The following is a 24,346-nucleotide window of genomic DNA, read 5'->3' as shown; positions in this document are numbered from 1 at the left end:
CATTCAATTAAGAAATTATACTTAAAAGTTTCAATGAAAATGGCATACCTCATTGAATGAAATATGCCATCAATTTATATTCAATTGACTTTCAGATTCTACCTACTCTATTAACTTACTTTGTCCATGTTCATATCATCGACAACATGACCCGCGATCTCAGACACTAAATTTTCAAAAGAGAAAATTTGATTTAACTGCTCTTGCGTCAAAAGATTCTGCTCAATGACAACTTGCTGAATGGTTTTATTTTCTGCAAGACAAACCTTCCCAATTTCATCACATTTGGCATGACCTAGAATCGGATCTAATAATGTGACGATACCAACACTTCGCATCACTGCATCGTAACAAGTCTGTTCATTTGCAGTAATACCTTGAATACACTTGTTTTCAAGTGTTTGCATTGCTTGAATTAATAAATTGGTTGATTCATTCATGGTCAGTGCAATTACAGGTTCCATGACATTTAATTGTAATTGCCCCGCTTCAGCTGCCATGGTCACTGTCAAATCATTACCAATGACTTTAAAAGCAATTTGATTCACTACTTCAGGAATAACTGGATTGATTTTCGCAGGCATAATGGATGAGCCAGCTTGTAATTCAGGTAATCTAATTTCAGCTAATCCCGTACGAGGCCCTGAACTTAATAAGCGCAGGTCATTACAAATTTTTGAGAGCTTGACGGCTAAACGCTTTAAAGTACTTGATAGAATAATAAATACGCCACAATCACTGGTGGCTTCAACATAGTCTTCAGCACCTTGTAATTTCAATCCAGTAATTTGAGAAAGCTTTTGAACCACTTCTTGTGCATATCCATGAGGTGTGTTCACACCCGTTCCAATCGCAGTCGCACCCAAATTTATTTCTAGCAGTAAATGACGCATCTTTTGGATGAGGCGATAGTCTTCTTTTAATAGCGTCGCAAATGCACGAAACTCTTGTCCGAGTGTCATAGGTACAGCATCTTGGAGTTGAGTTCGCCCCATTTTAATTACGTGTTGAAATTCAGATGCTTTGATCTCAATAGCAGCGATTAATGAGCGCACTTGAGACAATAAATCTTCTAAACTGTAATATGTTGCTAATCTCAATGCAGTGGGATAAACATCATTGGTCGATTGCGATTTATTCACATGGTCGTTTGGATGAATTACATCATATTGACCTTTTGGCAAGCCGAGATGCTCGAGTGCAAGGTTAGCCACCACTTCATTACTATTCATATTAATAGAAGTTCCAGCTCCACCCTGATAAATATCAATTGGAAATGAAGATTTCCAGCTTTCAGGCTGCTCAATCAATTGATCACAAGCCCATTGAATCGCTTGACTGACGTCTTGACTCAATTTGGAAAATTTTAAATTTGTCTGTGCTGATGCTTTTTTAACCTGTGCCAATGCACGAATAAAATGTATGTTTTCACCTATCTGTTGATGCGAAATCTGAAAATTCTCCATCGCACGTAGGGTATGAATCCCATAGTAACGATCGAAAGGAACCGCTTTTTCACCGAGCAGATCCCGCTCTATTCTTGTTTTATCAAATTCAACCGTAGACACTTTTATTACTCAACAATAATGCACCATTATCATGCAATATCGATGATAGGCTTCATGCTTATTTTCACTATTGATTTAATACTTCTTTATGCAATAAAAAATTACAACTTCGCTGTTTAAGTGACTAATGTAACTTTATGTTAAAGACAATCATTTATAGAATTGTTTTAAACCTCAAAGTAAACTTTTTTTGAAAAAATAGTCTTTGTAACTAAAATTACATTCAGTTTCACTAAACGACTATAAATCTCACTCAAATGTAACAGAGCGTAATTTTCAAAACATGCTTGAATCAGCTCCTCGAATAATTCGATTAAAAATTCATCTCGGAAAGATGGTCATTTAGGACAGACAAAGGATGGCATAGCAATGAGCCAATTAAATCCTACGCTAATCACATTTATTTTTTATATTGTGGCGATGCTTGGCATTGGGCTTTATGCCTACAAAGCCACGAATAATTTTGATGATTATATTTTAGGTGGTCGGAGTTTAGGCAGTGTCGTCACTGCATTATCCGCAGGTGCATCAGATATGAGTGGCTGGTTACTCATGGGCCTACCTGGTGCAATTTATCTCTCAGGTTTATCCGAAGCTTGGATTGCCATTGGTTTAATTATCGGTGCTTGGTTGAACTGGCTGTTGGTCGCGGGTCGTCTACGTGTTCATACCGAAATACAACATAACGCATTGACTCTCCCCGACTATTTCACCAGCCGCTTTGGTGATCGGAAAAAAGTTCTTCGTATCATCTCAGCTTTTGTAATTTTGATTTTTTTTGCAATTTATTGTGCCTCTGGCATGGTCGCAGGTGCACGTTTATTTGAAAGCCTATTTGGTTGGGATTACAACACAGCCCTATGGATTGGAGCAGTGGCAACGATTAGTTATGTCTGTATTGGCGGTTTCTTAGCCATCAGTTGGACAGATACATTCCAAGCAGGCTTGATGATCTTTGCGCTTTTACTTGCTCCAGTAATGACCTATTTAGCCATTGGTGAAAATGCTCAGCAAGTTAGTATCATTGTGGAATCCGCACGCCCATTAGCGAATAATTTACTTTCAGATCTCAGCACTGTAGCAATTTTATCTTCAATGGCATGGGGACTTGGCTACTTTGGTCAACCACATATTCTTGTGCGCTTTATGGCAGCAGATTCCGTGAAGTCTATTCCAGCTGCACGTCGAATTGGAATGACATGGATGATTCTATGTCTTGGTGGTGCAGTCGCTGTCGGTTATTTCGGAATCGCTTACTTTGATACGTTTCCTCAACTCGGTGCTGCAGTCAATGCAAATCCTGAAACAGTCTTCATGGAATTAACTAAAATCTTATTTAATCCATGGGTTGCAGGAGTGATTCTTGCCGCGATTCTTGCTGCAGTGATGAGTACCCTAAGCTGCCAACTATTGGTATGCTCTACCACGCTTACAGAAGACTTATACAAAGCATTTATTCGTAAATCTGCCTCACAAACCGAGCTGGTTTGGGTAGGTCGTTTGATGGTATTAATCGTTGCGATTATGGCAATCTTCCTTGCAATGAATCCGAACAGCAAGGTACTCGGTTTAGTTGCTTATGCGTGGGCTGGCTTTGGTGCAGCATTTGGACCACTGATTATCCTTTCTCTCTTCTGGAAACGAATGACCATCAATGGTGCATTGGCAGGTATGATTGTTGGTGCTGTTACCGTCATTGTATGGAAAAACACCATGGCTGATACTGGCGTCTATGAAATCATTCCTGGCTTTATTTTATCTTGGGTGAGTATTATGGTGGTGAGTTTATTAGGCCGCCCGCCAGCGCAAGATGTGACTGACCGTTTTGATGAAGCTCAACAGAAATATGAAATTGAAATGCAAGAAATCAAAAATGGAAGGTAATGAGAAATAAAAAATTAAGGGGCTTATAGCCCCTTTCTTATACATTTACTTTTTAAATGTTTGCTTAAGTTGCACTTGCGAAGATTCCTTAATAACTTCCATCACTGGATAGCTACGGGTTTCTTTGATGCCAGGCAGTTGCCATAAAACCTGTCCAGAGATCTTACGAAACTCTTCCATGTTGGCGCAACGAATTTTAACTACAAAATCAAACCCACCGCTGATCATGTGACATTCAACAATTTCAGGGTAACTTCTCACTGCATCAGAAAATTCTTCTAATACATTTGGAGTTGTTTTATCTAATAAAATTTCGACAAATACCACAAAACTTCGATTCAGCAGATCTGGATTTAACTTGGCTTCATAACCTGTAATATATCCATCTTTGGTTAGTTTTTGTACTCGAGCAAGCGCTGCTGTGGGAGAAAGATTGACCATTTCAGCAAGTTTTATATTTGATAGACGCCCATCTTTTTGCAAGATATCTAAAATTTTTAAATCTGTACGATCCAACGTCATCATTTGAGTCTGCATGCGAATTATTCTCTAAATTTAACTCTAATTATAGTGAGTTATGCACCATATTTTCTGTAATTATAAATTAAATAAACCTTAAAGATAAATCTATTTCATTGTCACAGGACGCTGGCGTATATCTCATGGAACAACTTAGCTCACCCCTTTCTCGCCCAATAGACATTCAAGACATTACTGAATTTAAAGATAAATCAGATCTAGAATTAGAAATAAATCGTGCATGGCGCCGTGATGAATCTGAATGTGTCGAAACACTTCTCGAACAGACCGAGATTGATCAAGAAATTTCAGACAAAATTTATCAATTAGCCTTCAATTTAGCGCATTCATTACGTGAACGTAAAGGGTCAGCGGGCAAAGCAGGCATTGTACAGGGTTTATTACAAGAATTTTCATTATCTTCACAAGAAGGTATTGCGCTCATGTGTTTAGCTGAAGCGCTGTTACGTATCCCTGATAAAGCAACACGTGACTTATTGATCAAAGACAAAATCAACCAAGGCAATTGGAAAGATCATTTAGGTCAAAGCAGCCTAATGTTTGTAAACGCGGCAGCATGGGGCTTAATGTTGACCGGTAAATTAATGGAAACACCTAAAGCAAATAGTTTATCTGGTCTACTCACAGGCATCTTGGCACGAAGTGGCCGTGGCATTATTCGCAAAGCCGTTGATGTTGCTATGCGTATGATGGGTGAACAGTTTGTTACAGGTGAAACCATTGATGAGGCGTTAAATAATGCCGAACGATTAGAAGAACAAGGCTTCCGTTACTCATATGATATGTTAGGTGAAGCAGCACTTACAGATCATGATGCGGAGCGCTATTATCAAGATTATACAAATGCGATTCATGCGATTGGTAAGGCATCGTCTGACAAAGATGTTTACGAAGGCCCCGGTATCTCAATCAAACTTTCAGCACTTCATTCACGTTATCAACGCTCGCAAATTGACCGTGTACACGATGAGCTTTATCACAAAGTCTTTAATCTAGCGGTTCTAGCGAAACAATATGATATTGGTCTAAATATCGATGCTGAAGAAACTGATCGTCTGGAAATTTCATTGGAACTTCTTGAACGCTTATGTTTCGAACCGAAATTGAATAGCTGGAAAGGCATTGGATTTGTGATTCAAGCTTATCAAAAAAGATGTTTTTACGTGGTCGATTACATCATTGATTTAGCTAAGCGTAGTCAAAAACGTTTAATGATTCGTTTAGTCAAAGGCGCCTATTGGGACAGTGAAATTAAGAAAGCACAAGTTGAAGGCATGACCGATTATCCTGTCTTTACTCGAAAAGTGCACACAGATTTATCTTATATTGCATGTGCTCGCAAACTTTTAGCCGAACCAGACTTTATTTATCCGCAATTCGCGACACATAATGCACAAACCTTAGCCACTATTTATCATTTAGCAAATCCTGAACAATATTATAAGGGACAATACGAATTCCAATGTTTACATGGCATGGGCGAACCACTTTATGAACAAGTCGTCGGTTCTAAAGCAGATGATAAACTTGGCATACCTTGCCGAATTTATGCACCTGTCGGAAATCACGAAACCCTTTTGGCTTATTTGGTTAGACGATTGCTTGAAAATGGTGCAAACACGTCTTTTGTAAATCGTATTGCTGATAAAACACTCAAAATTGATGACTTGATTGAAAATCCACATCAAACCATTGATGTCACAAGTCGAATCGAAGGCAAAGTTGGATTAAAGCACCCTGCTATTCCATATCCGAAACATTTATATGCTGATCATCGCCCTAACTCTCTTGGAATTGATCTTGCAAATGACCAAGACCTTGAACATTTGAATCATACTTATCAACAATGGTCTAAAGTTCAAATTAAAGCCACCCCAATGGGTCTGAGATTAGATGAATACGTACACGATACAGAGTCAATGGCAATTCTCAATCCTGCAAACCATCAAGATATTGTCGGTGAAGTGACGGAAACTCATGCCATGCAAGTGGAAATGGCGTTAGTTAATGCGACTGAAGCACAGCAGGATTGGCAAAATTTAGAAAAAGATCAACGTGCAGAATATTTAATTACAGCATCCAATGTGATGGAGTCTCGACTTGAAGAGCTAATGGTTCTGCTCAGTCGTGAAAGCGGTAAAACATTTGCCAATGCGATTGCTGAAGTACGCGAAGCAGTAGATTTCTTACGCTACTACGCAGCACAAGTGAAAGATCTAGATAACAAAGCCGTTATTCAACCCTTAGGTACAGTATTGTGTATTAGTCCTTGGAACTTCCCATTGGCAATTTTTACAGGTCAAATCGCGGCGGCACTTGTGACTGGGAATACTGTAATCGCCAAACCAGCGGAGCAGACCCCTTTAATTGCCTCAATTGCAGTTCAGATCCTTTGGGAATCTGGCGTACCACAATCTGTCTTACAGCTCTTGCCCGGACGTGGTGAAACAGTGGGTGCACAACTCAGTAGTGATCATCGTATTCAAGGTATTATGTTTACAGGGTCAACTGAGGTTGCGAAAATTTTGCAGAAAACCGTTTCAAAACGACTGAATCAATTTGGTCAATCAATACCTCTCATTGCAGAGACTGGCGGTCAAAATGCCATGATCGTAGATTCTTCTGCCCTGACTGAACAGGTGGTATTAGATGTTGTCAGCTCAGCATTTGATAGTGCAGGTCAACGTTGTTCAGCACTGCGAATTTTATGTGTTCAAGAAGATAATGCGCATACCGTGATCAAAATGCTTAAAGGTGCGATGAAGCAATTGCGTGTCGGTATTCCAAGTTTATTAAAAACTGATATCGGTCCTGTTATTGATCGCGAAGCAAAACAAACCATTGATCAACATATCAATAAAATGAAATCTTTGGGTTATCCCGTTCAACAACTCATGTGGGATGAAGATGACTCTCATCTCAAGCAAGGCACATTTGTTAAGCCGACTTTGATTGAGTTACCACATTTAGATGATCTTGAACGTGAAGTTTTTGGTCCAGTACTGCATGTCATTACTTATAAATATGGCGAACTTGATCTACTTATTGATCAAATCAATGCCAAAGGCTATGGTTTGACTATGGGCTTACACACACGGATCGATGAAACCATACAAACCGTTATTTCAAAAGCAGAAGTTGGAAATCTCTATATTAACCGCAACATTGTAGGTGCTGTTGTGGGTGTACAACCCTTCGGTGGAGAAGGTTTATCTGGTACAGGTCCAAAAGCTGGTGGACCGATGTACATTTATCGATTAATGCATGAATGTACACATAAAAAAATTGCACAACCTTATGCAACGAGCCAAGGCGTTGAATTGACTGAACATCAAAATTTATTGAATCAATATAAAGATTGGGTCAATAAGTCATTTCCGCATTATCAAATGAAGGCGTTGCAACCAAGTTGTGTCGGACATAGCTATGAATTACAAGGACCAACAGGTGAAAGTAATCAATATGTTGTGTTACCGAGACATCGTGTTTTAAGCTTGGCAGATCAAGAAATAGATCAGATTCATCAACTTCATGCCATTCTCGCGGTTGGCTCTCAGCCAACTGTTCTAGGTGAGAATACGTTTGTTTTAAAATACTTACAGTCTATGCCTAAAGAGGTCGCTCAACGTATCGCCATTATTGCTGATATTGAGACAGGTAGTTTTGATGCAATTCTACATCATGGCACCAAAAATCAACTGTTAAAATTGCAAGATAAAGTGGCTCAGCGACAAGGTCCGATCATCGGAATAACACATCTAGAGCATGGTAATTATGACATTCCTTTAGAACGCTTCTTTATTGAACGTGCAATTAGTATTAATACCGCAGCTGCAGGTGGTAATGCGAGTCTTATGACCATGCAAGCTTGATTCTGTTGAGTCAAAAAAACCAGTGCATTGCACTGGTTTTTTATTTGTGATTTAAACAGCAAGCATACTATTTAAAGTTTCAGATACATTTTTAGATTTCACGATAGGTTTCAATGCTTCGAGTTTCGCTTTGACTTCGGCTTGTTGAGGATGGGCTAACGTGTACCAACGTGATAAAAGTTGTAACAAACGTGAGCCTACAATCGGATTCTTTTCATCCAAATATTGAGCCAACTGAATAATATGATCTACCCCAAAACTCCAAGTATTGACAGGGTTTGAATTTAAACCACCAGTTACAGCACGGATTCGATTAGGTACTTTAAGATCGTAATCAGCATGTGATGTCAGTTTTTGAATCGTTTCTGCTGTCGCTTTCGGATGAGCTGCTTGGATCATAAACCACTGATCCATTGATAGAGCCTCATCTTTAAAACGCGTATAGAAATCTTCTAAAATCTCAACAGCTTGCGGTGCATCATTCCACACCAACACTTTTAAAGCACCTAAACGTTCAGACATATTACGTGTTTGACGATACTGTTGCTCAGCTAAATCAAATGCAGCCTCATCTCCTTGACGCGCAATAAATGAAAGCATGATGTTCTTTAAAGCACGTGTACCCATAGCTTGGGAAAAATCTGACTGTATTGCTGGATCTAATGATAAATAAGTCTCTTTAGCAAAATCACCTAAACGGCGAGACAAAGTATCTAATAGAGCATTACGCTTTTCATAGATCGCTGTCGGTTGATAATCGTGGTCAATACGACTACCCAAATAACCTTCACTCGGAACATCAAATAAACGTGAAGCTAACAGCGGATCTTGCTGAATTACTCTAGGTAGCGTTTTTAACATCGCTTCAATATATATGTCAGCAGGTTGGTCATTTAATAAGATGCGCTCAAGCAATGTTTGCGTCGCTTGCCACTGATTAAAGCCATTGGTTTCGTACTGTAATAAGAACGCAAGCTGTTCATCAGTATAATTAAACTCTAAATTCACGGGTGCAGAGAAATTTCGTAATAGTGAAATTACAGGCACCTTCGCCACGTTTTTAAACTCGATCGTTGCTTCATCAGTCGTGAATAAGTAAACACCATCTTTGACTTGATCTTCAACTAAAGCTGAGCATTCAAGTTGAAGTTGCTCACCAGTGTGTTCATCAAACAAAGCCAAAGCGACAGGAATTGGAACCGCTTTTAAGTTTGGATATTTTGGATGTGGTTTTAAACTTTGCTTAAAGTTTAAACGATAAGTTTTCTGCTCAGCATCATACTCACCTTTGGCTTCAAGCTTAGGTGTACCCGGTTGGTTATACCAAGTTAAAAATCCTGATAAATCCACACCAGAACCTGCTGATAATGCAGCAACCCAATCTTCCACAGTCACAGCTTGACCATCATGGCGACGGAAATACTCATCCGTTCCTTTACGGAATTTTTCTTTACCTAATAAAGTCGCCATCATGCGGTTAATTTCTGCACCTTTTTCATACACAGTCGCTGTATAGAAGTTATTAATTTCTACGAAATGATCTGGACGTGGAGGATGAGACAATGGTCCTGAATCCTCAGGGAATTGGTGCGCTTTAAGCACTGCTACATCATCAATTCGTTGAACAGCAGCAGACTGCAAATCCTCAGAAAAAGATTGATCACGGAAAACGGTTAAACCTTCTTTCAGACAAAGTTGGAACCAGTCTCGGCAAGTAATACGATTACCCGTCCAGTTATGGAAATATTCATGAGCGATAACAGATTGAACACGCATAATCGCAGCATCAGTCGTGTATTCTTCATCAGCTAAAACACATGATGTGTTAAAAATATTAAGCCCTTTGTTTTCCATTGCACCCATATTGAATGCACTGGTCGCGACAATCATATAATTGTCTAAATCATAAGGTAATCCATAGTGTTCTTCATCCCAACGCATAGAATGTTTAAGTGCTTCCATGGCAATATGGCACTTCGGAATATCTTTTTCTTCAGCATAAATTTCTAGAGCTACGTCACGACCTTCAGACGTGACGTAACGATCTTTTAATACCGCTAAGTCTCCAATGACACATGCAAAGAGATAGGCTGGTTTCTTGGTTGGATCTTGCCAAATGGTATAATGACGTCCTTCGCCCACTTCACCCGCTTCAATTAAATTACCATTCGCCAGTAGGACTGGAAATTTCTTATCCGCTTCGACACGTGTTGTGAAAACAGACAGCACATCTGGACGGTCTGGATAGAACGTAATTTTACGAAAGCCTTCTGGTTCGTTCTGTGTAACAAACAGATCAGATGCTGCTTGGTATAAACCTTCAAGTTGTGTGTTTGATTCAGGATGAATTTTAACGACTGTAACGATGCATGCATCATCAGGTACAGCTTTAATCACCAATTGTTCATCATCTAGATAATATTGCGAAGAATTTAACTCTTGACCATTCAGTGTAATTGACTTCAACTCAAGATCACGACCAAGCAACACCAAATCACCTTCAGTCTGACGTTGCATTTTTAGTGTGCCTGTCACCATCGTATGATCGTCATAGACTTGGATATTTAATTCAATCGAATCCACGACAAACGCTGGCTTCTGATAATCTTTCAAAAAAATCGTTTGATCTGCTTCGATCACTGGATTTGCCGCGATATTCATAACTCGTCCTATAAGCTGTTCTTTACAGCGATTATGCTTTTATGTGAAGTCAATTGATCATAGGTCAAAATTGACGAATTGTCTGTGTTTGACGCTCTATTTAATATGGGTCTATTCATTTTTTTTCAATTTAATTTATTTGTAGTAACAACAGTTTGCTTCTTTATTACCCGTTTCAAATATCTTGTCTAAGTACGATAGAAATGTAACAAAAATTCACTTCTTAATTTTCAAGCATAATTATTGCTTCAGTTTAAGAGCGGTAATCATCAAAAAACTTATAAATCATAAATGAGGTGAATCATGCTCATCAGGGACCATATAGTCAGAGTAGAAAACATCAAAACCATGCAGATGATGGATGCTGCTAAAATTGATCATCGCGTGATTGCAGCATTTTTAACCAGCGAGGGAATGCCTATTGAAACATCAGAAGTCACAGCTGTATTGAAAAACTATGATGCACTCGGAATCAAGAGATTATCTCAAAAGAAATCTCAGGTACTTATCCAAGCTAAAATGCAACATTTTTCCGATTCAGAGCTCCCTTGCCCTTTAACCTATTAAATCCTCCATCTAGGTCGATCTAACACTTGAGGAAATAATTTTCCGGTTCGATCTATTCATATATTTCACATAAGCAGGCATTCACCTGCTTATTTTATTGATCGCAACACCAGTCAGATTTGTTTTCAATACTGACTCAATCAAGCGATGTTGAACAATCGTGTGTATAATTCTTTCATCTTGAAATTAAAGTGCTGCCATGTTGCAAATTCTCCAAAAAAATGCTGATGAAAGTAGTTTCTGTCCACTTTGTCAGGCCAGTATGTACTTTATTGAAGCAGAAGAATTTGATAAAGAAATCCTATTCCATCAATGCTCTCACTGCCATCATCAAGTCTTTCAAGATGAAAACCGCAACTGTCATTGTGAGCGTTGCACAGCAAAACGAAAGAAAATGATGCAGGAAACTCGCATTCAAGAACAACGTAAAATTGCATCGAAGAATAAAGACATACAAGAACTCGATTTGCATCAACTGAGCTTTATGCACAAGTTGTTTTTACTCTCAATATTAGATCAACAAGTTCATGAGCATACCCAACATCAAGAATTCATCGATTGGGAAAATATTAAATATCACACCATTACCCCAAGTTATTTATTTCAAAATCATTTGATGAAACAACTTTTGAAAGACAATATTCTTGTCCCACGTGACTTTTCGAGTGAATTCAGTCAATACTATATTAATGTCCGTCTTGACGGCTATTCTGAGCCGAGCTTGTTTAGTATTACCCAAGCGTTACGTCAGCTCTTTTATGAAAATCTGAGCCAAGGTGTACCATTTAAAAATAGTGATGAAGTCAAAAGTGCACTCTATACTCTGTTGTACCAAGAAATTATTCAATTTGCGCAATACTACTGTCGTACTTGGGGCGTTCAAATTGCTGGAAATCAGAGTTTTCAAACCTTTTGTTTTAGATTATTAGACTCTCTTGCTGTGGGTCAAATCTATTATTTAGTTCAAACTGCGCTTGAGTATTTGCACCATCAGAAAGCACTCCAAGCCCGTAATGAAAATTTTATCAATACCAACCTTTTAAAAAAGACCTTACAGCAATATCGTGAACGTTCTTTAGCTGAAAAATGGGAAACCTCAACACTGCCAAGGCTACCTAACTTACCTTTAAGTAAAATGAGCGAAATCTTATTTTTTCATTTTCTAGGCTATGATGAATCAATCTTTTTTCAACCTGTTTGGCGATCGTGGAGTAAAATCGAGCCACGTTTAAATTTCTACTCACAAAAACGTTGTATGAATTGTGGCTCGAATGAACTTTCTGTGGATTATGACGCAGATGACTATGTCAGTTTAATTTGTCGTAATTGTAATCACCAAGACCACTATTTTACACGCTAGCGAACGACTATGAATCATCCAGAAAACTTGATAGCAAATGCTCCAAAAGATATTGAGGTTCAAACCCAAGAGATTCTTAAACAGGTCATTGAAGCATGGCATCTGTTAAAAACCACTCAACCTTTAGTGCATTGTATGACCAATCAGGTTGCTGCCAACTATGTCGCAAATGTACTGTTAGCTGCTGGTGCCTCACCTGCCATGATTGATAATCCTTTTGAAGCTGAAAGTTTCGTAAGTATTAGTCAAGCTTTAAGTATCAATTTAGGGACTCCTCACACAGAACAAGTTGCCGCAATGAAAATTGCCACAGAAACTGCTCACAAAAAAAATATACCTTGGGTATTAGATCCTGTTGGCTATAGTGCTGTTTTGCCATGGCGTACTGAAATTACAAATGATTTATTGCGGTTTAAACCCACCATTATCCGAGGTAATGCTTCAGAAATTGGGAGCTTAGCAGGACAACAAAATCAATCTAAGGGTGTAGACAGTACCCTCGATAGCGCTGCCGTAGTAGAACAGGCAAAAACTTTATTAGATTACTCTGAATGTATCGCAATTTCTGGCGAATCTGATTTTATTCTTTCTAAGTCTTATGGATGTATGGTTAAGATTAATGGAGGTTCACATTTACAGCCAAAAGTTACCGCTACAGGATGCGCCTTAGGTGCATTAATTGCTGCTTATGCTGGCGTAACAAACCCAACCATTGCCTGTATTGCTGCCCATGTACACTTTGCCATCGCAGGTAAGCTCGCTTATACGCAGGCTCAAACTGTCGGAAGTTTTAATGTCGCTTTTATCGATGAACTCTATAGCTATTCGGCTGAAAAAATTCAAAATAGTGCAGATATCGAAATACTGACTTTTGCTGCATAACAAAAGGCTGAAGATCACTTCAGCCTTTTTTGTCTTACTTCTGAACTCTACCTTTACGATAATGCTCTTTTGGCATTTCCGCCAACTCAATGATCAATTGAACCGTTAAGCCTTGAGCATGATAACCATTAAAGCTATGAAGATACTCATTTAAGCGATCTGAAATAAGATTCTTTTGCTCTTCATTACGCCCCGTCATGATCCCTAAACGAACATGAATATAGGCTTGAGGCTCTTCGCCAAAACCAATCAGGAAATCACTATTAGCACGAATACGTGATTTGATATCAGAAGGATGCCCCACTAGACCTGTATCAAATAAAGCGTGGTTTAAGCCTAAAAGCAACGCTTTCGCATCTAAATTTTGAATATTATCCGAATACTCAACGATCATCTGTGGCATCTTAATTCCCTTTGCTTGTGTGTTAAAAAATCAATTTCAAACGCGTAACTCATTATTCAATGAATAATAAGGCTAATCTCACTTGGTCATAGCCCATACGCGGATTGGTATTTTCCACGATCGGACGCAACTTGATTGCACCATCTTCACCGAAATGTTCAGGACTCTGTCTTTTAAGTAATTTTTTATAGATTTTACGTACTTGTTCAACGACTTCACCCCCAGGATGAGCAACCGAAATATCTAACCCCTGCTCACGATGAAGTTTGCCTAAGTGGTTAATAATGGTTGCTGGCGTTAAACCACGCTCAACCGCAATATCCTGAATTTCATAACCATTTTCAAAGAGTTCGCGAGTTTCATCGAGAGTCGCGGTGGCATAATTGGCTTTACCTGCATTTTTGGCAATTTTTTTCTCATTACGACTAATCTCAAGCTCATTGAGTGTGCCACCACAGTGCCGAATAAATGCCTTGTGTTGCGCTTCTAAATCAGCATCACCAAAATGCGCTTCTGCTTCATCAGAGAGCTCTTGAAATCTTCGGTCGGCTTTAATTGCTAAACTGTCTAATTCTAATGCTTGCTCATTGAAGCCGAGCAACCTCAGACCATCAATAGATTTCAAACGAGATAAGGCGACATAGCCCTGACCCTTTTCAAAGGTATTCGCCAAATTGATTTCCGCCGCCGATAAAGTCATCCCTTGAGACTTATGAATAGTAATCGCCCAAGCTAACCTTAAAGGAACTTGGGAAAAACTCGCGATTGTCTTTCCTGCATCATTATCAACAGACCAGGTTTCAGGTTCGACCACCAGAACAGTGCCGTCTGTTAATTTAACTTTAGGTAATACCCCGTGATCATCTACTTCTTCAAAGCCAATGACTTCACCAAGGCTGCCATTGATATAACCCACATCAAAATTGTTTTTTACAAACATGACTTTGGCATGTTTCTTTAAGGTCAATTCTTCTGGTGCACGTACGGAAGATTTTAATGTCTCAATTAATTTTTCATTACCATCCATTTGTGCACAAAATTGATGACCATCCCCATCAATCTCATTTAGATGACGGTAATTAATGGCATCAACATCCATATTATGGGTATACAAACGTGTAAATGTTTCACCAATATCTTGCTCACGCGTTTGTTGTAAAGCTTGAATATGCTCGGCTTGAATATTTTGCGCACGGATTGCATTCAAAATATCATTCAAGGCTGAGTCATCTTGTCGATGTTGTTCAGTTAAATAACAAACACGAAATTTCGCTTCTACCCAAGCCTGGGACATAAAACAGAATTTATCTCGATTTTTTTCGTCATTGCGTCCGACTGGTGGTAACTGGAAGAAATCTCCGGCGGCAATCACCTGTATGCCACCAAATGCTTCATCAGACTCTTTAAAAAACTTAAGCACTTGATTAACTAAATTAAGCTGCTTCGCATGTAGCATCGAAATCTCATCGATGATCAATACCTGCGCATTTTCTAAATGCTCTTTGAGATATTTACGCTCTTTCATGCGCTTTAGATCATCATCTGATAAAAAATCTTTGATCCCGATCCCCGCCCACGTATGAATGGTCATCCCATTCATGTGTGTGGCTGCAATGCCTGTAGATGCGGTAATGGCGACTGAAACTTTTCGTGCCTTAAGATAATTAATATATTGATTAAGCGTATACGTTTTTCCTGCACCCGCAGAACCTGTCAAAAAGACATTTTCTCCTGCTTTCATTAACTTCAGTGCAGTTTCTTGTTTCATATGTGCTTAACCTAATTTGAACGCTCATAGCCTAACGACATTTCATCAAAAAGTTAAGCCAAAAATCAGCCTTGTGATCATGTTAACGCTTGAATACGTCAATTTAAGGCGCATCAGCTGTTGATTTGTTCAGGATCTCCAAAATTCCAAATCAACATTTCATTGACTTGATGTACAAACTCTTTAGCTTCCCTCACAACCTTAGGATCAGCAACTTCGTTATTGGGCAAACGCAGTTGGTCAAAATGCAACTGATCGAATTTAAAAAAACACCCGAGTGTCAAATGCTGTGAGGGATCATGTAAATTTGACATATGGAACGCCACATATTCACCATCAATAATTCTTTGGGTATAAGATAAAGCTAGACAATGTTTATAATTTACAGACTCTTGAATAATTTGCTCTAATTCATTCAACTCCTCAAATTTCCAATTCTCTGTATACATAACTGCTTGCGGTGATACTCGTTTCCAATGACTCTCAGCATGTCGCAATTTCAAAGTCGTCAATGTATCAACATAATGTAAATGTTGATGCCAACGTATTGCTTGCTGATACCATGCAGACCAAGTCATGTTTTTCGCAATGGTTCGATCTTGTTGAAAAAAATCAATGAGATAATCTGCGATATAAGAGTCAAAAATACTATTGCTGCGGTTATATTGAGAATTTGGATGCTTAAAGCGCTGCCTAAACTCATCTAGATTGATATGATACTGCTGCATTAAGAAATGAAAATGCGTTTGATGTTGTGTTGAGGGCTCAATAAATTTGATGATTTCATCAGGCAGATCTTTAACTAAGTCATTTAAAAACAACATATAAGACTGCATCACTTGAGAAATACGTTTAAAGACATATTTCACTGAACTCAATCCTTGCTGATCCAATGACCATAACAAGTCCAACCATTCCTTGAGATATAAAATAGAAGCCGTGAGTGGCTGTGATTTTTTAAAATCTTGAGCATTTTGTGCCTCATTCAATGCATATGAATGATGCTCAGCAGATAGTTCAAACCATGCTTGTTGCTGTGAAATACGTAAACACTCAGAAATAAATAAACGACCGATAACCTGTTCAAAATATTGAATCGAGAGTTGTATGACATGCGGATGTACTTTAGAGCAATCCACAAAACTTAAAGCGGTGACGGCCAATCGAATATTCGGATCTTTTAAATTTTCACTTACCCAGTCGATGACAAGATAATCTTGTTTAAATAACCAATTCACTGCTCTTTTGTGTATAAACAGTGGCGACTGTTGCGCTATATCTTCTACCCAATACTGCACATCTTTATTTAAAAAATTTTGTTTATTGAAAATATCTTGATACTGCCAATACCCTCGTTTGATCCAACGTGTAAAACCTAATAAATGCGGTGTTTGCTCGTTATGCTGTTTGAGTAAATTGAAATCAGGCTCTAAGTCTACCAATTGAGATAAGCTAAATTGTTCTTCGAAAGAAATTTGTGCCATACGATATAACCGTTTTGGCAACATTAATTCTGCTGAAGTGCTTAACCGATCGTATACTGGGATCAATTTTTGCACTGCAAGAAAATTATCTCCCATGACTGAATTGACCAAGCACAGATGTTTAAAATTCAGTTCAACTTCCAAAGGTATTTCAGCACCAAATCGACTGAAATTCAGCAAATGAGGTTCATCATAATACTCACTTTGCATCATGATTCGATCTAACTGCATCGCTTGCTGATCGGTCAAATTATAAAGGCATTGTTCAACACGATTTTCTCCATCGACCCATTTAAAGACTTCTTCTACCAACATTTGACGAAATAACTGCACTTTCGTTTTTAAATATAGAGAATGATGTGAGGCCTTATGATTAAAGATAAAACAAAAATCATTGAACATAAAATCCGCAATTTTTTGAATCTCGACATTTGCGTGGGATGTATAAAATTGAATTTTATAATCATAAATACACTCAACTGTGAGCAGTCCATCTGCGATAACTAAGCTATTATTTTCCTGATCAATTACGAATAAATTTTCAGGCGTAATCGTCCATAGATATAACCACTGATCCTGAAATACGGCTTTGAGTGTATCGCAATGATCAATTAATGCCTGTGCAGTATATTGATGACGTTGCTTTGGATTTTGCGGAGGACACGCCAGCATACAGTTTGCCTAAATAAGAAAGACTGGAAGAATTTTAAAAATAACAACGATATAACTATATTATTCTATCTTAAAATGAGTTGTGCTATTCAGATTCTGTAACTTTTGTATGAGTCAGATAAGCAGTTCGTATCATGCAACAATTATATGAAAATTTCTTGAAAGTACGTTTGACTCACTGCTCTGACTGTATTAAAACAATCTCATACTAAGAACTTTAGAGACAATAATGAAAACAGTGGTGATTACAGGTGCAAATACAGGAATTGGATTAGCGACAGCAAAAAAATTTGTTGAAGATGGTCATCATGTCGTACTTGCCTGTCGTAATTTGGATAAAGCTCAGAAAGCTAAAGCAGAAATCAGCACCAAAGGTCATGGTCAAATTGATATTGTAGAATTAGATTTAAATGATTTAAATCAAGTCAAATCTGCAGCACAAACTTTAAAAGAAAAATATTCACAGATTGATATTTTGGTCAACAATGCAGGTTTAATGACGCCTAAATTAGAAGAAACGGCTAATGGTTTTGAAAAACAAATAGGTGTCAATTATCTAGGACATTTTGTGTGGACAATGCAATTGTTACCTTTACTTCAAAACGCGCCTTCAGGCCGTATCATTCATCTTGCATCCATGATGCATGTTCTGGGTAAAATTGACACACATCAATTTAAATTTCATTCTGTTAAAAAGTATAACGGTGTACTCAGCTATGGAAATAGTAAATTAGCAAATTTACTATTTAGTCATGCTTTAGCTGAAAAGCTCAGAGGCACATCTATCACCAGTAACGCAATTCATCCAGGTGGTGTGGATTCCGAAATTTATCGCGAGCTTCCTAACTATCAATATCGCGCTTTAAAATTGTTCTTAATCTCACCCAACAAACCGGCAAATCTTATTCATCAAATTGCGTTATCACCTGAATGGTCTAAAAAAACAGGTCAATACAAAAGTTTGCAAACACCAGCTTTTCAATCTTCACATGCGAAAAATCGTAGTTTAGCTCAACGATTGTTTGACGATACAGAACAACTTTTAAAAGAATATTTATAGTCAATCTAAACAATTTTGAATCAGGGAATGAATCAATAGATGATCGAAAAAATGAGTGCTGAGACCACGCTACACTACCAACCCGACATTTTAGGTGAAAAATTTGAACAACATATTTTCAAATTTACGCCTGATTATGATGGTGAGGTTATTGCAACATTAGTACGTCGTCCATCGGATATTCCATCAACAAAAGCTGTGCTGTATATCCATGGCTTTATTGATTATTTCTTCCAACAAGAAATGGCGAAAAAATTTAATGCCCAAGGTTTTCATTTTTACGCCATTGACCTTAGAAAATACGGTAGATCACTACTTCCGCATCAAAAACCTTATTTTGTGAAAGACCTAACCGAATATGATGAAGATATTCATGCCGCATTGAATGCAATTCAGAGTGAGGGAAATGAATCGGTATTATTATGCGGTCATTCTACAGGCGGTTTAACTGCCACTTATTTTTCAATTCGACACCCTGATTATCCATTGATTAAAGCAATCTGGGCCAACAGCCCATTTTATGATTTCAATATGAATGTCTTGAAAAAGAAATATGCGCTTCCAATGATTGCAAAATTAGCTCAGCAATTTCCGTTGATGCAATTACCAAGTGAATTAAATAAGTTTTACGTGAAGAGTTTGCACGAAAATTTGAACGGTGAATGGAGTTTTGATCTCAAGCTTAAACCTAAAACCTACACCAAAGTGTATTTGAGTTTTATTGGTGCTGTTGTGAAAGCACAACAGAAAATTCAATCTAGTCCTAAAATTTCAGTTCCACTCCTTGTTATGCACTCAAGTCGCACGACCAATCCCAAGAAATACAACATTGATGCTCAGACCTCTGATGTGATTTTAGATGTAAAAACTATCGAAAAATATGCAAAAGCATTACAAGGTGATGTCACTGTAATGACAATTAAAGATGGCCTGCATGATTTGGTTCTTTCAAAAAAACTGGTTCGTCAGCAAGTGTATGACCAACTCTTTGCTTGGCTTTCTTCAAAAAATCTTTAAATTCTGTTCATCTAAGACCTTATTTTACTGGTCTTGATTGTTAATGTGTATTGATCAAGCTGAATGGACTTTCTCTTGGTCATACAATATTTCTATTCTTCAACCTCCCCATCTCTTCACAGACCTTTGCGACCAATCTCCTTTTCACCCATTTGAAATATTATTTCTTGCTTGCTGTTTCTTGTTTTGAGCCATGGAGAAATTGGGTTGGTATTTGGTAGGTACACATAATCGCAAGAGTGTCCAATACTGCAAACACGGTAAATATCACCGACCACAACAATAAATGGTAAAAGGAATCTCACCATGGCTTTTAAAAATATTGCAGACCAAACAAACGGTTTTTATATCCCTTGTGTTTCACTTTTCGGACCAGGTAGTGCTAAAGAAGTTGGAAGCAAAGCTCAAAATTTAGGGGCTAAAAAAGCACTGATTGTGACTGATGCAGGTTTATACAAATTTGGTGTCGCAGATATCATCGCTGGCTATTTAAAAGAAGCGCAAGTGCAGAGCTACATATTTGCTGGTGCCGAGCCTAATCCGACTGATATTAATGTCCACGATGGTGTGGAAGCATACAATAATAATGCTTGTGATTTTATTATTTCTTTAGGTGGTGGCTCTTCACATGATTGTGCTAAAGGTATTGGTTTAGTGACTGCAGGTGGTGGGCACATTCGCGACTATGAAGGAATCGATAAAAGCACCGTTCCGATGACACCTCTTATTGCAATCAACACAACTGCAGGAACTGCTTCGGAAATGACGCGTTTTTGTATTATTACCAATACAGAAACCCATGTAAAAATGGCAATCGTCGATTGGCGTTGCACTCCACTCATTGCCATAGATGATCCTAAACTGATGATCGCAAAACCTGCAGCGTTGACAGCTGCAACAGGTATGGATGCGCTTACTCATGCCGTCGAAGCCTATGTTTCAACAGCAGCGAATCCAATTACGGATGCCTGTGCTGAAAAAGCCATTAGCATGATCAGTCAATGGCTGAGTCCTGCGGTTGCTAATGGTGAGAATATTGAAGCACGTGATGCAATGAGTTATGCACAATATTTGGCAGGCATGGCATTTAATAACGCCTCTTTAGGTTATGTACATGCCATGGCTCACCAATTAGGCGGTTTTTATAATCTTCCGCATGGTGTATGTAACGCGATTTTGCTTCCCCATGTCTGTGAGTTCAACTTAATTGCCTGCCCTGATCGTTATGCCAAAATAGCTGAATTAATGGGTGTAAATATTGAAGGATTAACCATTAATGAAGCTGCATATGCAGCAATTGATGCGATCAAAATCCTATCTCAATCCATTGGCATTCCATCAGGATTAAAAGAGCTTTCAGTTAAAGAAGAAGATTTAGAAGTGATGGCTCAAAATGCACAAAAAGATGCCTGCATGCTCACTAACCCACGTAAAGCAGATCTCCAACAAGTCATCAACATTTTTAAAGCTGCAATGTAAATTTTTGAGTTGCTAGATCTAAAAGAGAATCTGGATACACTTCAGATTCTCTTTTTTTTATTCTTTGGTTCACAATCGAATTCGGTAGTACATTACATCAGGAACAGCGGCTTTAAAATTTTGTAGGTATATAAAAATGGGAATAAAATACGTTAACAATATGAAGAATATGCTTTAGGCCGTTGTGTTTTACTTTAATTCGGCTCAATTATGATAGTGCTGTAAAAGTTGTTGCGTTGAATGATCTTGCGGTGATAACTCCATTAAACGCTCCATTGCATCAACTGCATCAGGATTTCGTGCAATGTATTTTAAAAGCACTTCAACATCACAATATTTAAAAATTGCTTCGCTCAAACGCGAATCTAAACAATTTCGCCAAGAACACAAGAATGGGCTTTCTGTTTTTGCGAGCATTACACCATTGACCTGCTGTAAAGCTTTATCAATAAATCCAACGTCTAAAGCATTTTCGATTTGGAGGAAATCAGCCTCAATATGCGCCAGTAATTTATAGGGTCTTGAGCCTAACATTCCACCCAATAAATCTCGAAGCTGCGACATTTCAGCTTTTAAAGTTCCCATGCTTACCTTTCGTTCCCCATATAAAGCTTGATGAAGCGAATCTAAGCTAAGACCTTGAGGACATAATGCCAATATTGTCAAAATTTCAATCTGTCTAGGTGTCACCACCAAGGTACGTCCGTTAAATATGACTTGAGGAATTCCAAAGGTACGAATAAATAAATGTTGGCGTTGATAATTCAGTAATGCTGATTGTATTAAAGATGCACAACGTTCTGCTGCGAGTAGTCCAAAACTATTGTGATGATCCCATGTCGTTGATAAATCTAATACACCAATGAGTTGCTTCGAAAATGGATCAACAATTGGTGCTGCATAGCACACCCAATCATGAATAGACTCCATATAGTGTTCATTTGAAAACACACAACTTGATTTTTCAGTTTTCAAGGTTAATGCTAAAGCATTTGTTCCAACCACTTCCTCCCGCCATTGACCGCCTTCAATAAAGTGAACACGTTCTGCAGCCTTACGCATTTGTTGACTAGCTTCCGTCCAAATAATGGTGCTGTTGATATCGCCTACCGCAAGTACCATAGATGATTGTTGTGCAACATGTTTTAACTCTTGTTCACATATTTTCAATGCTTGATTTAGGCTGTTACTTTCAACAGTACACGTTGTGATCAACGGCGCTACCATTCGCTCTTTCGGAATTTCTGCCAACTTCGATCTTTGCCAAGACTTTAAAATATGCTGACCAAGTTGTTTCGCCTGTACAGTTGAAAGACTGATTTTCTCTCTAAGTGTTTCTATTTGTTGTCTTTGCTTGATTAGAGTCTGCATTGAGTTCATTCCTTATTATCTCAACATTTCCCAATATGCATGTGTTGTACTTATTATAGTTATAGTATTTGTTGATCAGTTGTAAACCTTCATCATTCCAACCTTTTTCCAACCTTATAGTGGTTATGTTAACTCATCAATAATAGAAGATATCTAATACCAAAGACGAAGATATTTTCCATAACTTTACAGCACAACCAAAGGATGGACACTATGCGCTACGCTGATCCCAATCAACCAGATTCTAAAGTTCAATTTAAAGCACAATACGAAAATTTCATTGGTGGGAAATGGGTTCCTCCAGTAAAAGGTGAGTATTTTGATAATCTTTCTCCAGTAGACGGGAAAGTCTTTACTCGAGTTCCCCGTTCTTCAGTAGAGGATATTGAACTCGCTTTGGACGCAGCTCATGCCGCTAAAACTGAATGGAACAAAACGTCTGCAACAACTCGCTCTAACATTTTATTAAAAATAGCAGATCGCTTAGAAGAGAATCTAGAATTACTTGCTGTGGCAGAAACATGGGACAATGGTAAACCTATCCGTGAAACCTTAGCTGCAGATATTCCACTGTGTATTGACCATTTCCGCTATTTTGCTGGCTGTATCCGCGCACAAGAAGGTGGTATTTCAGAAATTGATGAAGATACTATCGCCTACCATTTTCATGAGCCATTGGGTGTCGTTGGACAGATTATTCCTTGGAACTTTCCGATTTTAATGGCGGCGTGGAAACTTGCGCCTGCATTAGCAGCGGGGAACTGTATTGTCTTAAAACCAGCTGAGCAAACTCCTGTCAGTATTCTAGTTTTAGTTGAACTGATACAAGATATTTTACCACCAGGTGTGCTGAATATCGTCAATGGTTATGGTGTTGAAGTAGGACGCCCTCTTGCCACAAACCCACGTATTTCAAAAATTGCATTTACCGGCTCAACTGCAGTCGGTCAATTAATTATGCAATATGCCACCGAAAATATTATTCCAGTGACATTAGAACTTGGGGGCAAATCTCCAAATCTTTTCTTCGAAGACATCATGGATAAGGATGATGAATATCTAGATAAAGCGCTTGAAGGTTTTGCCATGTTTGCGCTGAATCAGGGAGAAATCTGTACTTGTCCATCACGTGCTTTAGTCCAGGAAAGTATTGCAGATAAATTCTTAGAGATGGCTGTAGAGCGCGTGAAGCGAATTAAAACGGGACATCCACTTGATACAGAAACCATGATTGGTGCTCAAGCCTCGCAAGAGCAACAAGATAAAATTTTAGGTTGTATTGCTACAGGTCGTGAAGAAGGTGCTCAAATTCTTACGGGTGGTCAAGCTCGTGAAGAAATTGGACAAGGTTTTTATATTGAGCCGACGATTTTCAAAGGCAATAACAGCATGAAAACATTCCAAGAAGAAATTTTTGGACCAGTTTTGGCTGTGACAACATTTAAAGATTTCGACGATGCCATCAAAATTGCCAATGACACCATTTATGGATTAGGTGCTGGTGTTTGGTCTCGATCAGCGCATACTTCATATCGTGCAGGACGTGCAATTCAATCAGGTCGAGTCTGGACAAATTGCTACCATATCTACCCTGCTCATGCTGCTTTTGGCGGTTATAAAAAATCAGGGATTGGTCGTGAAAATCATAAAATGATGCTGGATCATTACCAACAAACTAAAAATTTATTGGTGAGTTACTCTACTAAACCAATGGGTTTCTTCTAAAACAAAAGCTAAAGAAGCGGCAGATTGCCGCTT

General features: G+C 38.3%; 16 protein-coding genes. 9 read left to right on the top strand and 7 right to left on the bottom strand.

The window, feature by feature from the left end; genetic code table 11:
- Positions 1–110 precede the first annotated feature (110 nt).
- On the bottom strand, positions 111–1,568 hold the full coding sequence (locus tag AC1M84_RS05500) for an aspartate ammonia-lyase (RefSeq protein ID WP_481594590.1): 1,458 nt from the start codon (positions 1,566–1,568) through the stop codon (positions 111–113).
- 369 nt (positions 1,569–1,937) lie between these two features.
- Here AC1M84_RS05500 and putP point away from each other — a divergent pair, with 369 nt between their 5' ends.
- Positions 1,938–3,452, top strand: a complete 1,515-nt coding sequence (putP, locus tag AC1M84_RS05495) for a sodium/proline symporter PutP (protein WP_481594589.1) — start codon at positions 1,938–1,940, stop codon at positions 3,450–3,452.
- A gap of 45 nt (positions 3,453–3,497) precedes the next feature.
- Here putP and AC1M84_RS05490 read toward each other — a convergent pair whose 3' ends face one another.
- Entirely contained in the window at positions 3,498–3,989 is a 492-nt protein-coding gene (locus AC1M84_RS05490; RefSeq protein ID WP_035263751.1) for an Lrp/AsnC ligand binding domain-containing protein, read from the bottom strand.
- A 125-nt stretch (positions 3,990–4,114) separates the two neighbouring features.
- On the opposite strand from AC1M84_RS05490, the gene putA reads away from it, so the two are divergent.
- On the top strand, positions 4,115–7,864 hold the full coding sequence (putA, locus tag AC1M84_RS05485) for a trifunctional transcriptional regulator/proline dehydrogenase/L-glutamate gamma-semialdehyde dehydrogenase (RefSeq protein ID WP_481594588.1): 3,750 nt from the start codon (positions 4,115–4,117) through the stop codon (positions 7,862–7,864).
- 51 nt (positions 7,865–7,915) lie between these two features.
- Here putA and pepN read toward each other — a convergent pair whose 3' ends face one another.
- Positions 7,916–10,525 (bottom strand): aminopeptidase N, encoded by a 2,610-nt coding sequence (gene pepN / locus AC1M84_RS05480; protein WP_180027775.1) that lies wholly within the window; start codon positions 10,523–10,525, stop codon positions 7,916–7,918.
- Positions 10,526–10,828: 303 nt separating this feature from the next.
- On the opposite strand from pepN, the gene AC1M84_RS05475 reads away from it, so the two are divergent.
- From AC1M84_RS05475 to thiM, 3 genes are all read left to right on the top strand, one after another.
- Positions 10,829–11,092: a hypothetical protein gene (locus AC1M84_RS05475; protein ID WP_035263756.1), complete on the top strand. Its 264-nt coding sequence runs from the start codon at positions 10,829–10,831 to the stop codon at positions 11,090–11,092.
- Between the two features lie 199 nt (positions 11,093–11,291).
- Positions 11,292–12,452 carry a hypothetical protein gene (locus AC1M84_RS05470; RefSeq protein ID WP_481594587.1) on the top strand — a complete coding sequence of 387 codons (1,161 nt, stop codon included), beginning with the start codon at positions 11,292–11,294 and terminating at the stop codon, positions 12,450–12,452.
- A 9-nt stretch (positions 12,453–12,461) separates the two neighbouring features.
- Positions 12,462–13,334 (top strand): hydroxyethylthiazole kinase, encoded by an 873-nt coding sequence (gene thiM, locus AC1M84_RS05465; protein ID WP_481588221.1) that lies wholly within the window; start codon positions 12,462–12,464, stop codon positions 13,332–13,334.
- 34 nt (positions 13,335–13,368) lie between these two features.
- On the opposite strand, the gene AC1M84_RS05460 is transcribed toward thiM, so the two are convergent.
- From AC1M84_RS05460 to AC1M84_RS05450, 3 genes are all read right to left on the bottom strand, one after another.
- On the bottom strand, positions 13,369–13,737 hold the full coding sequence (locus AC1M84_RS05460) for a 5-carboxymethyl-2-hydroxymuconate Delta-isomerase (protein WP_180027772.1): 369 nt from the start codon (positions 13,735–13,737) through the stop codon (positions 13,369–13,371).
- Positions 13,738–13,789: 52 nt separating this feature from the next.
- Complete coding sequence (locus AC1M84_RS05455; protein WP_481594586.1) at positions 13,790–15,505, bottom strand: AAA family ATPase; 1,716 nt, start codon at positions 15,503–15,505, stop codon at positions 13,790–13,792.
- 113 nt (positions 15,506–15,618) lie between these two features.
- Positions 15,619–17,661: a hypothetical protein gene (locus AC1M84_RS05450; RefSeq protein WP_051586487.1), complete on the bottom strand. Its 2,043-nt coding sequence runs from the start codon at positions 17,659–17,661 to the stop codon at positions 15,619–15,621.
- A 229-nt stretch (positions 17,662–17,890) separates the two neighbouring features.
- Here AC1M84_RS05450 and AC1M84_RS05445 point away from each other — a divergent pair, with 229 nt between their 5' ends.
- From AC1M84_RS05445 to mdh, 3 genes are all read left to right on the top strand, one after another.
- A complete protein-coding gene (locus AC1M84_RS05445; RefSeq protein WP_481594585.1) occupies positions 17,891–18,721 on the top strand; it encodes an SDR family oxidoreductase in 831 nt (276 codons plus the stop codon).
- A gap of 51 nt (positions 18,722–18,772) precedes the next feature.
- A complete protein-coding gene (locus tag AC1M84_RS05440) occupies positions 18,773–19,738 on the top strand; it encodes an alpha/beta hydrolase (RefSeq protein ID WP_481594657.1) in 966 nt (321 codons plus the stop codon).
- A gap of 306 nt (positions 19,739–20,044) precedes the next feature.
- Positions 20,045–21,217 carry an iron-dependent methanol dehydrogenase gene (mdh, locus tag AC1M84_RS05435; protein WP_481592708.1) on the top strand — a complete coding sequence of 391 codons (1,173 nt, stop codon included), beginning with the start codon at positions 20,045–20,047 and terminating at the stop codon, positions 21,215–21,217.
- Between the two features lie 204 nt (positions 21,218–21,421).
- On the opposite strand, the gene AC1M84_RS05430 is transcribed toward mdh, so the two are convergent.
- Positions 21,422–22,597: a sigma-54-dependent transcriptional regulator family protein gene (locus tag AC1M84_RS05430; protein ID WP_481594584.1), complete on the bottom strand. Its 1,176-nt coding sequence runs from the start codon at positions 22,595–22,597 to the stop codon at positions 21,422–21,424.
- Positions 22,598–22,801: 204 nt separating this feature from the next.
- On the opposite strand from AC1M84_RS05430, the gene exaC reads away from it, so the two are divergent.
- Positions 22,802–24,313, top strand: coding sequence for an acetaldehyde dehydrogenase ExaC (gene exaC, locus AC1M84_RS05425; RefSeq protein ID WP_481592710.1), 1,512 nt, complete (start codon positions 22,802–22,804; stop codon positions 24,311–24,313).
- Positions 24,314–24,346: the final 33 nt, after the last annotated feature.

The organism is Acinetobacter sp. 24-47-66, from assembly GCF_056779755.1.
Note: the sequence above shows the minus strand (reverse complement) of the source record. Positions and strands in the feature narration are given on the sequence as shown.

Bases quoted from the DNA above. Each gene is read 5' to 3' on its own strand.
- putA (WP_481594588.1), top strand. From the start codon at position 4,115: ATGGAACAACTTAGCTCACCCCTTTCTCGCCCAATAGACATTCAAGAC.
- exaC (WP_481592710.1), top strand. From the start codon at position 22,802: ATGCGCTACGCTGATCCCAATCAACCAGATTCTAAAGTTCAATTTAAA.
- AC1M84_RS05450 (WP_051586487.1), bottom strand. From the start codon at position 17,661: ATGCTGGCGTGTCCTCCGCAAAATCCAAAGCAACGTCATCAATATACT.
- AC1M84_RS05455 (WP_481594586.1), bottom strand. From the start codon at position 15,505: ATGAAACAAGAAACTGCACTGAAGTTAATGAAAGCAGGAGAAAATGTC.
- AC1M84_RS05470 (WP_481594587.1), top strand. From the start codon at position 11,292: ATGTTGCAAATTCTCCAAAAAAATGCTGATGAAAGTAGTTTCTGTCCA.
- pepN (WP_180027775.1), bottom strand. From the start codon at position 10,525: ATGAATATCGCGGCAAATCCAGTGATCGAAGCAGATCAAACGATTTTT.
- AC1M84_RS05440 (WP_481594657.1), top strand. From the start codon at position 18,773: ATGAGTGCTGAGACCACGCTACACTACCAACCCGACATTTTAGGTGAA.
- AC1M84_RS05430 (WP_481594584.1), bottom strand. From the start codon at position 22,597: ATGAACTCAATGCAGACTCTAATCAAGCAAAGACAACAAATAGAAACA.
- putP (WP_481594589.1), top strand. From the start codon at position 1,938: ATGAGCCAATTAAATCCTACGCTAATCACATTTATTTTTTATATTGTG.
- mdh (WP_481592708.1), top strand. From the start codon at position 20,045: ATGGCTTTTAAAAATATTGCAGACCAAACAAACGGTTTTTATATCCCT.
- AC1M84_RS05475 (WP_035263756.1), top strand. From the start codon at position 10,829: ATGCTCATCAGGGACCATATAGTCAGAGTAGAAAACATCAAAACCATG.
- thiM (WP_481588221.1), top strand. From the start codon at position 12,462: ATGAATCATCCAGAAAACTTGATAGCAAATGCTCCAAAAGATATTGAG.
- AC1M84_RS05490 (WP_035263751.1), bottom strand. From the start codon at position 3,989: ATGCAGACTCAAATGATGACGTTGGATCGTACAGATTTAAAAATTTTA.
- AC1M84_RS05460 (WP_180027772.1), bottom strand. From the start codon at position 13,737: ATGCCACAGATGATCGTTGAGTATTCGGATAATATTCAAAATTTAGAT.
- AC1M84_RS05445 (WP_481594585.1), top strand. From the start codon at position 17,891: ATGAAAACAGTGGTGATTACAGGTGCAAATACAGGAATTGGATTAGCG.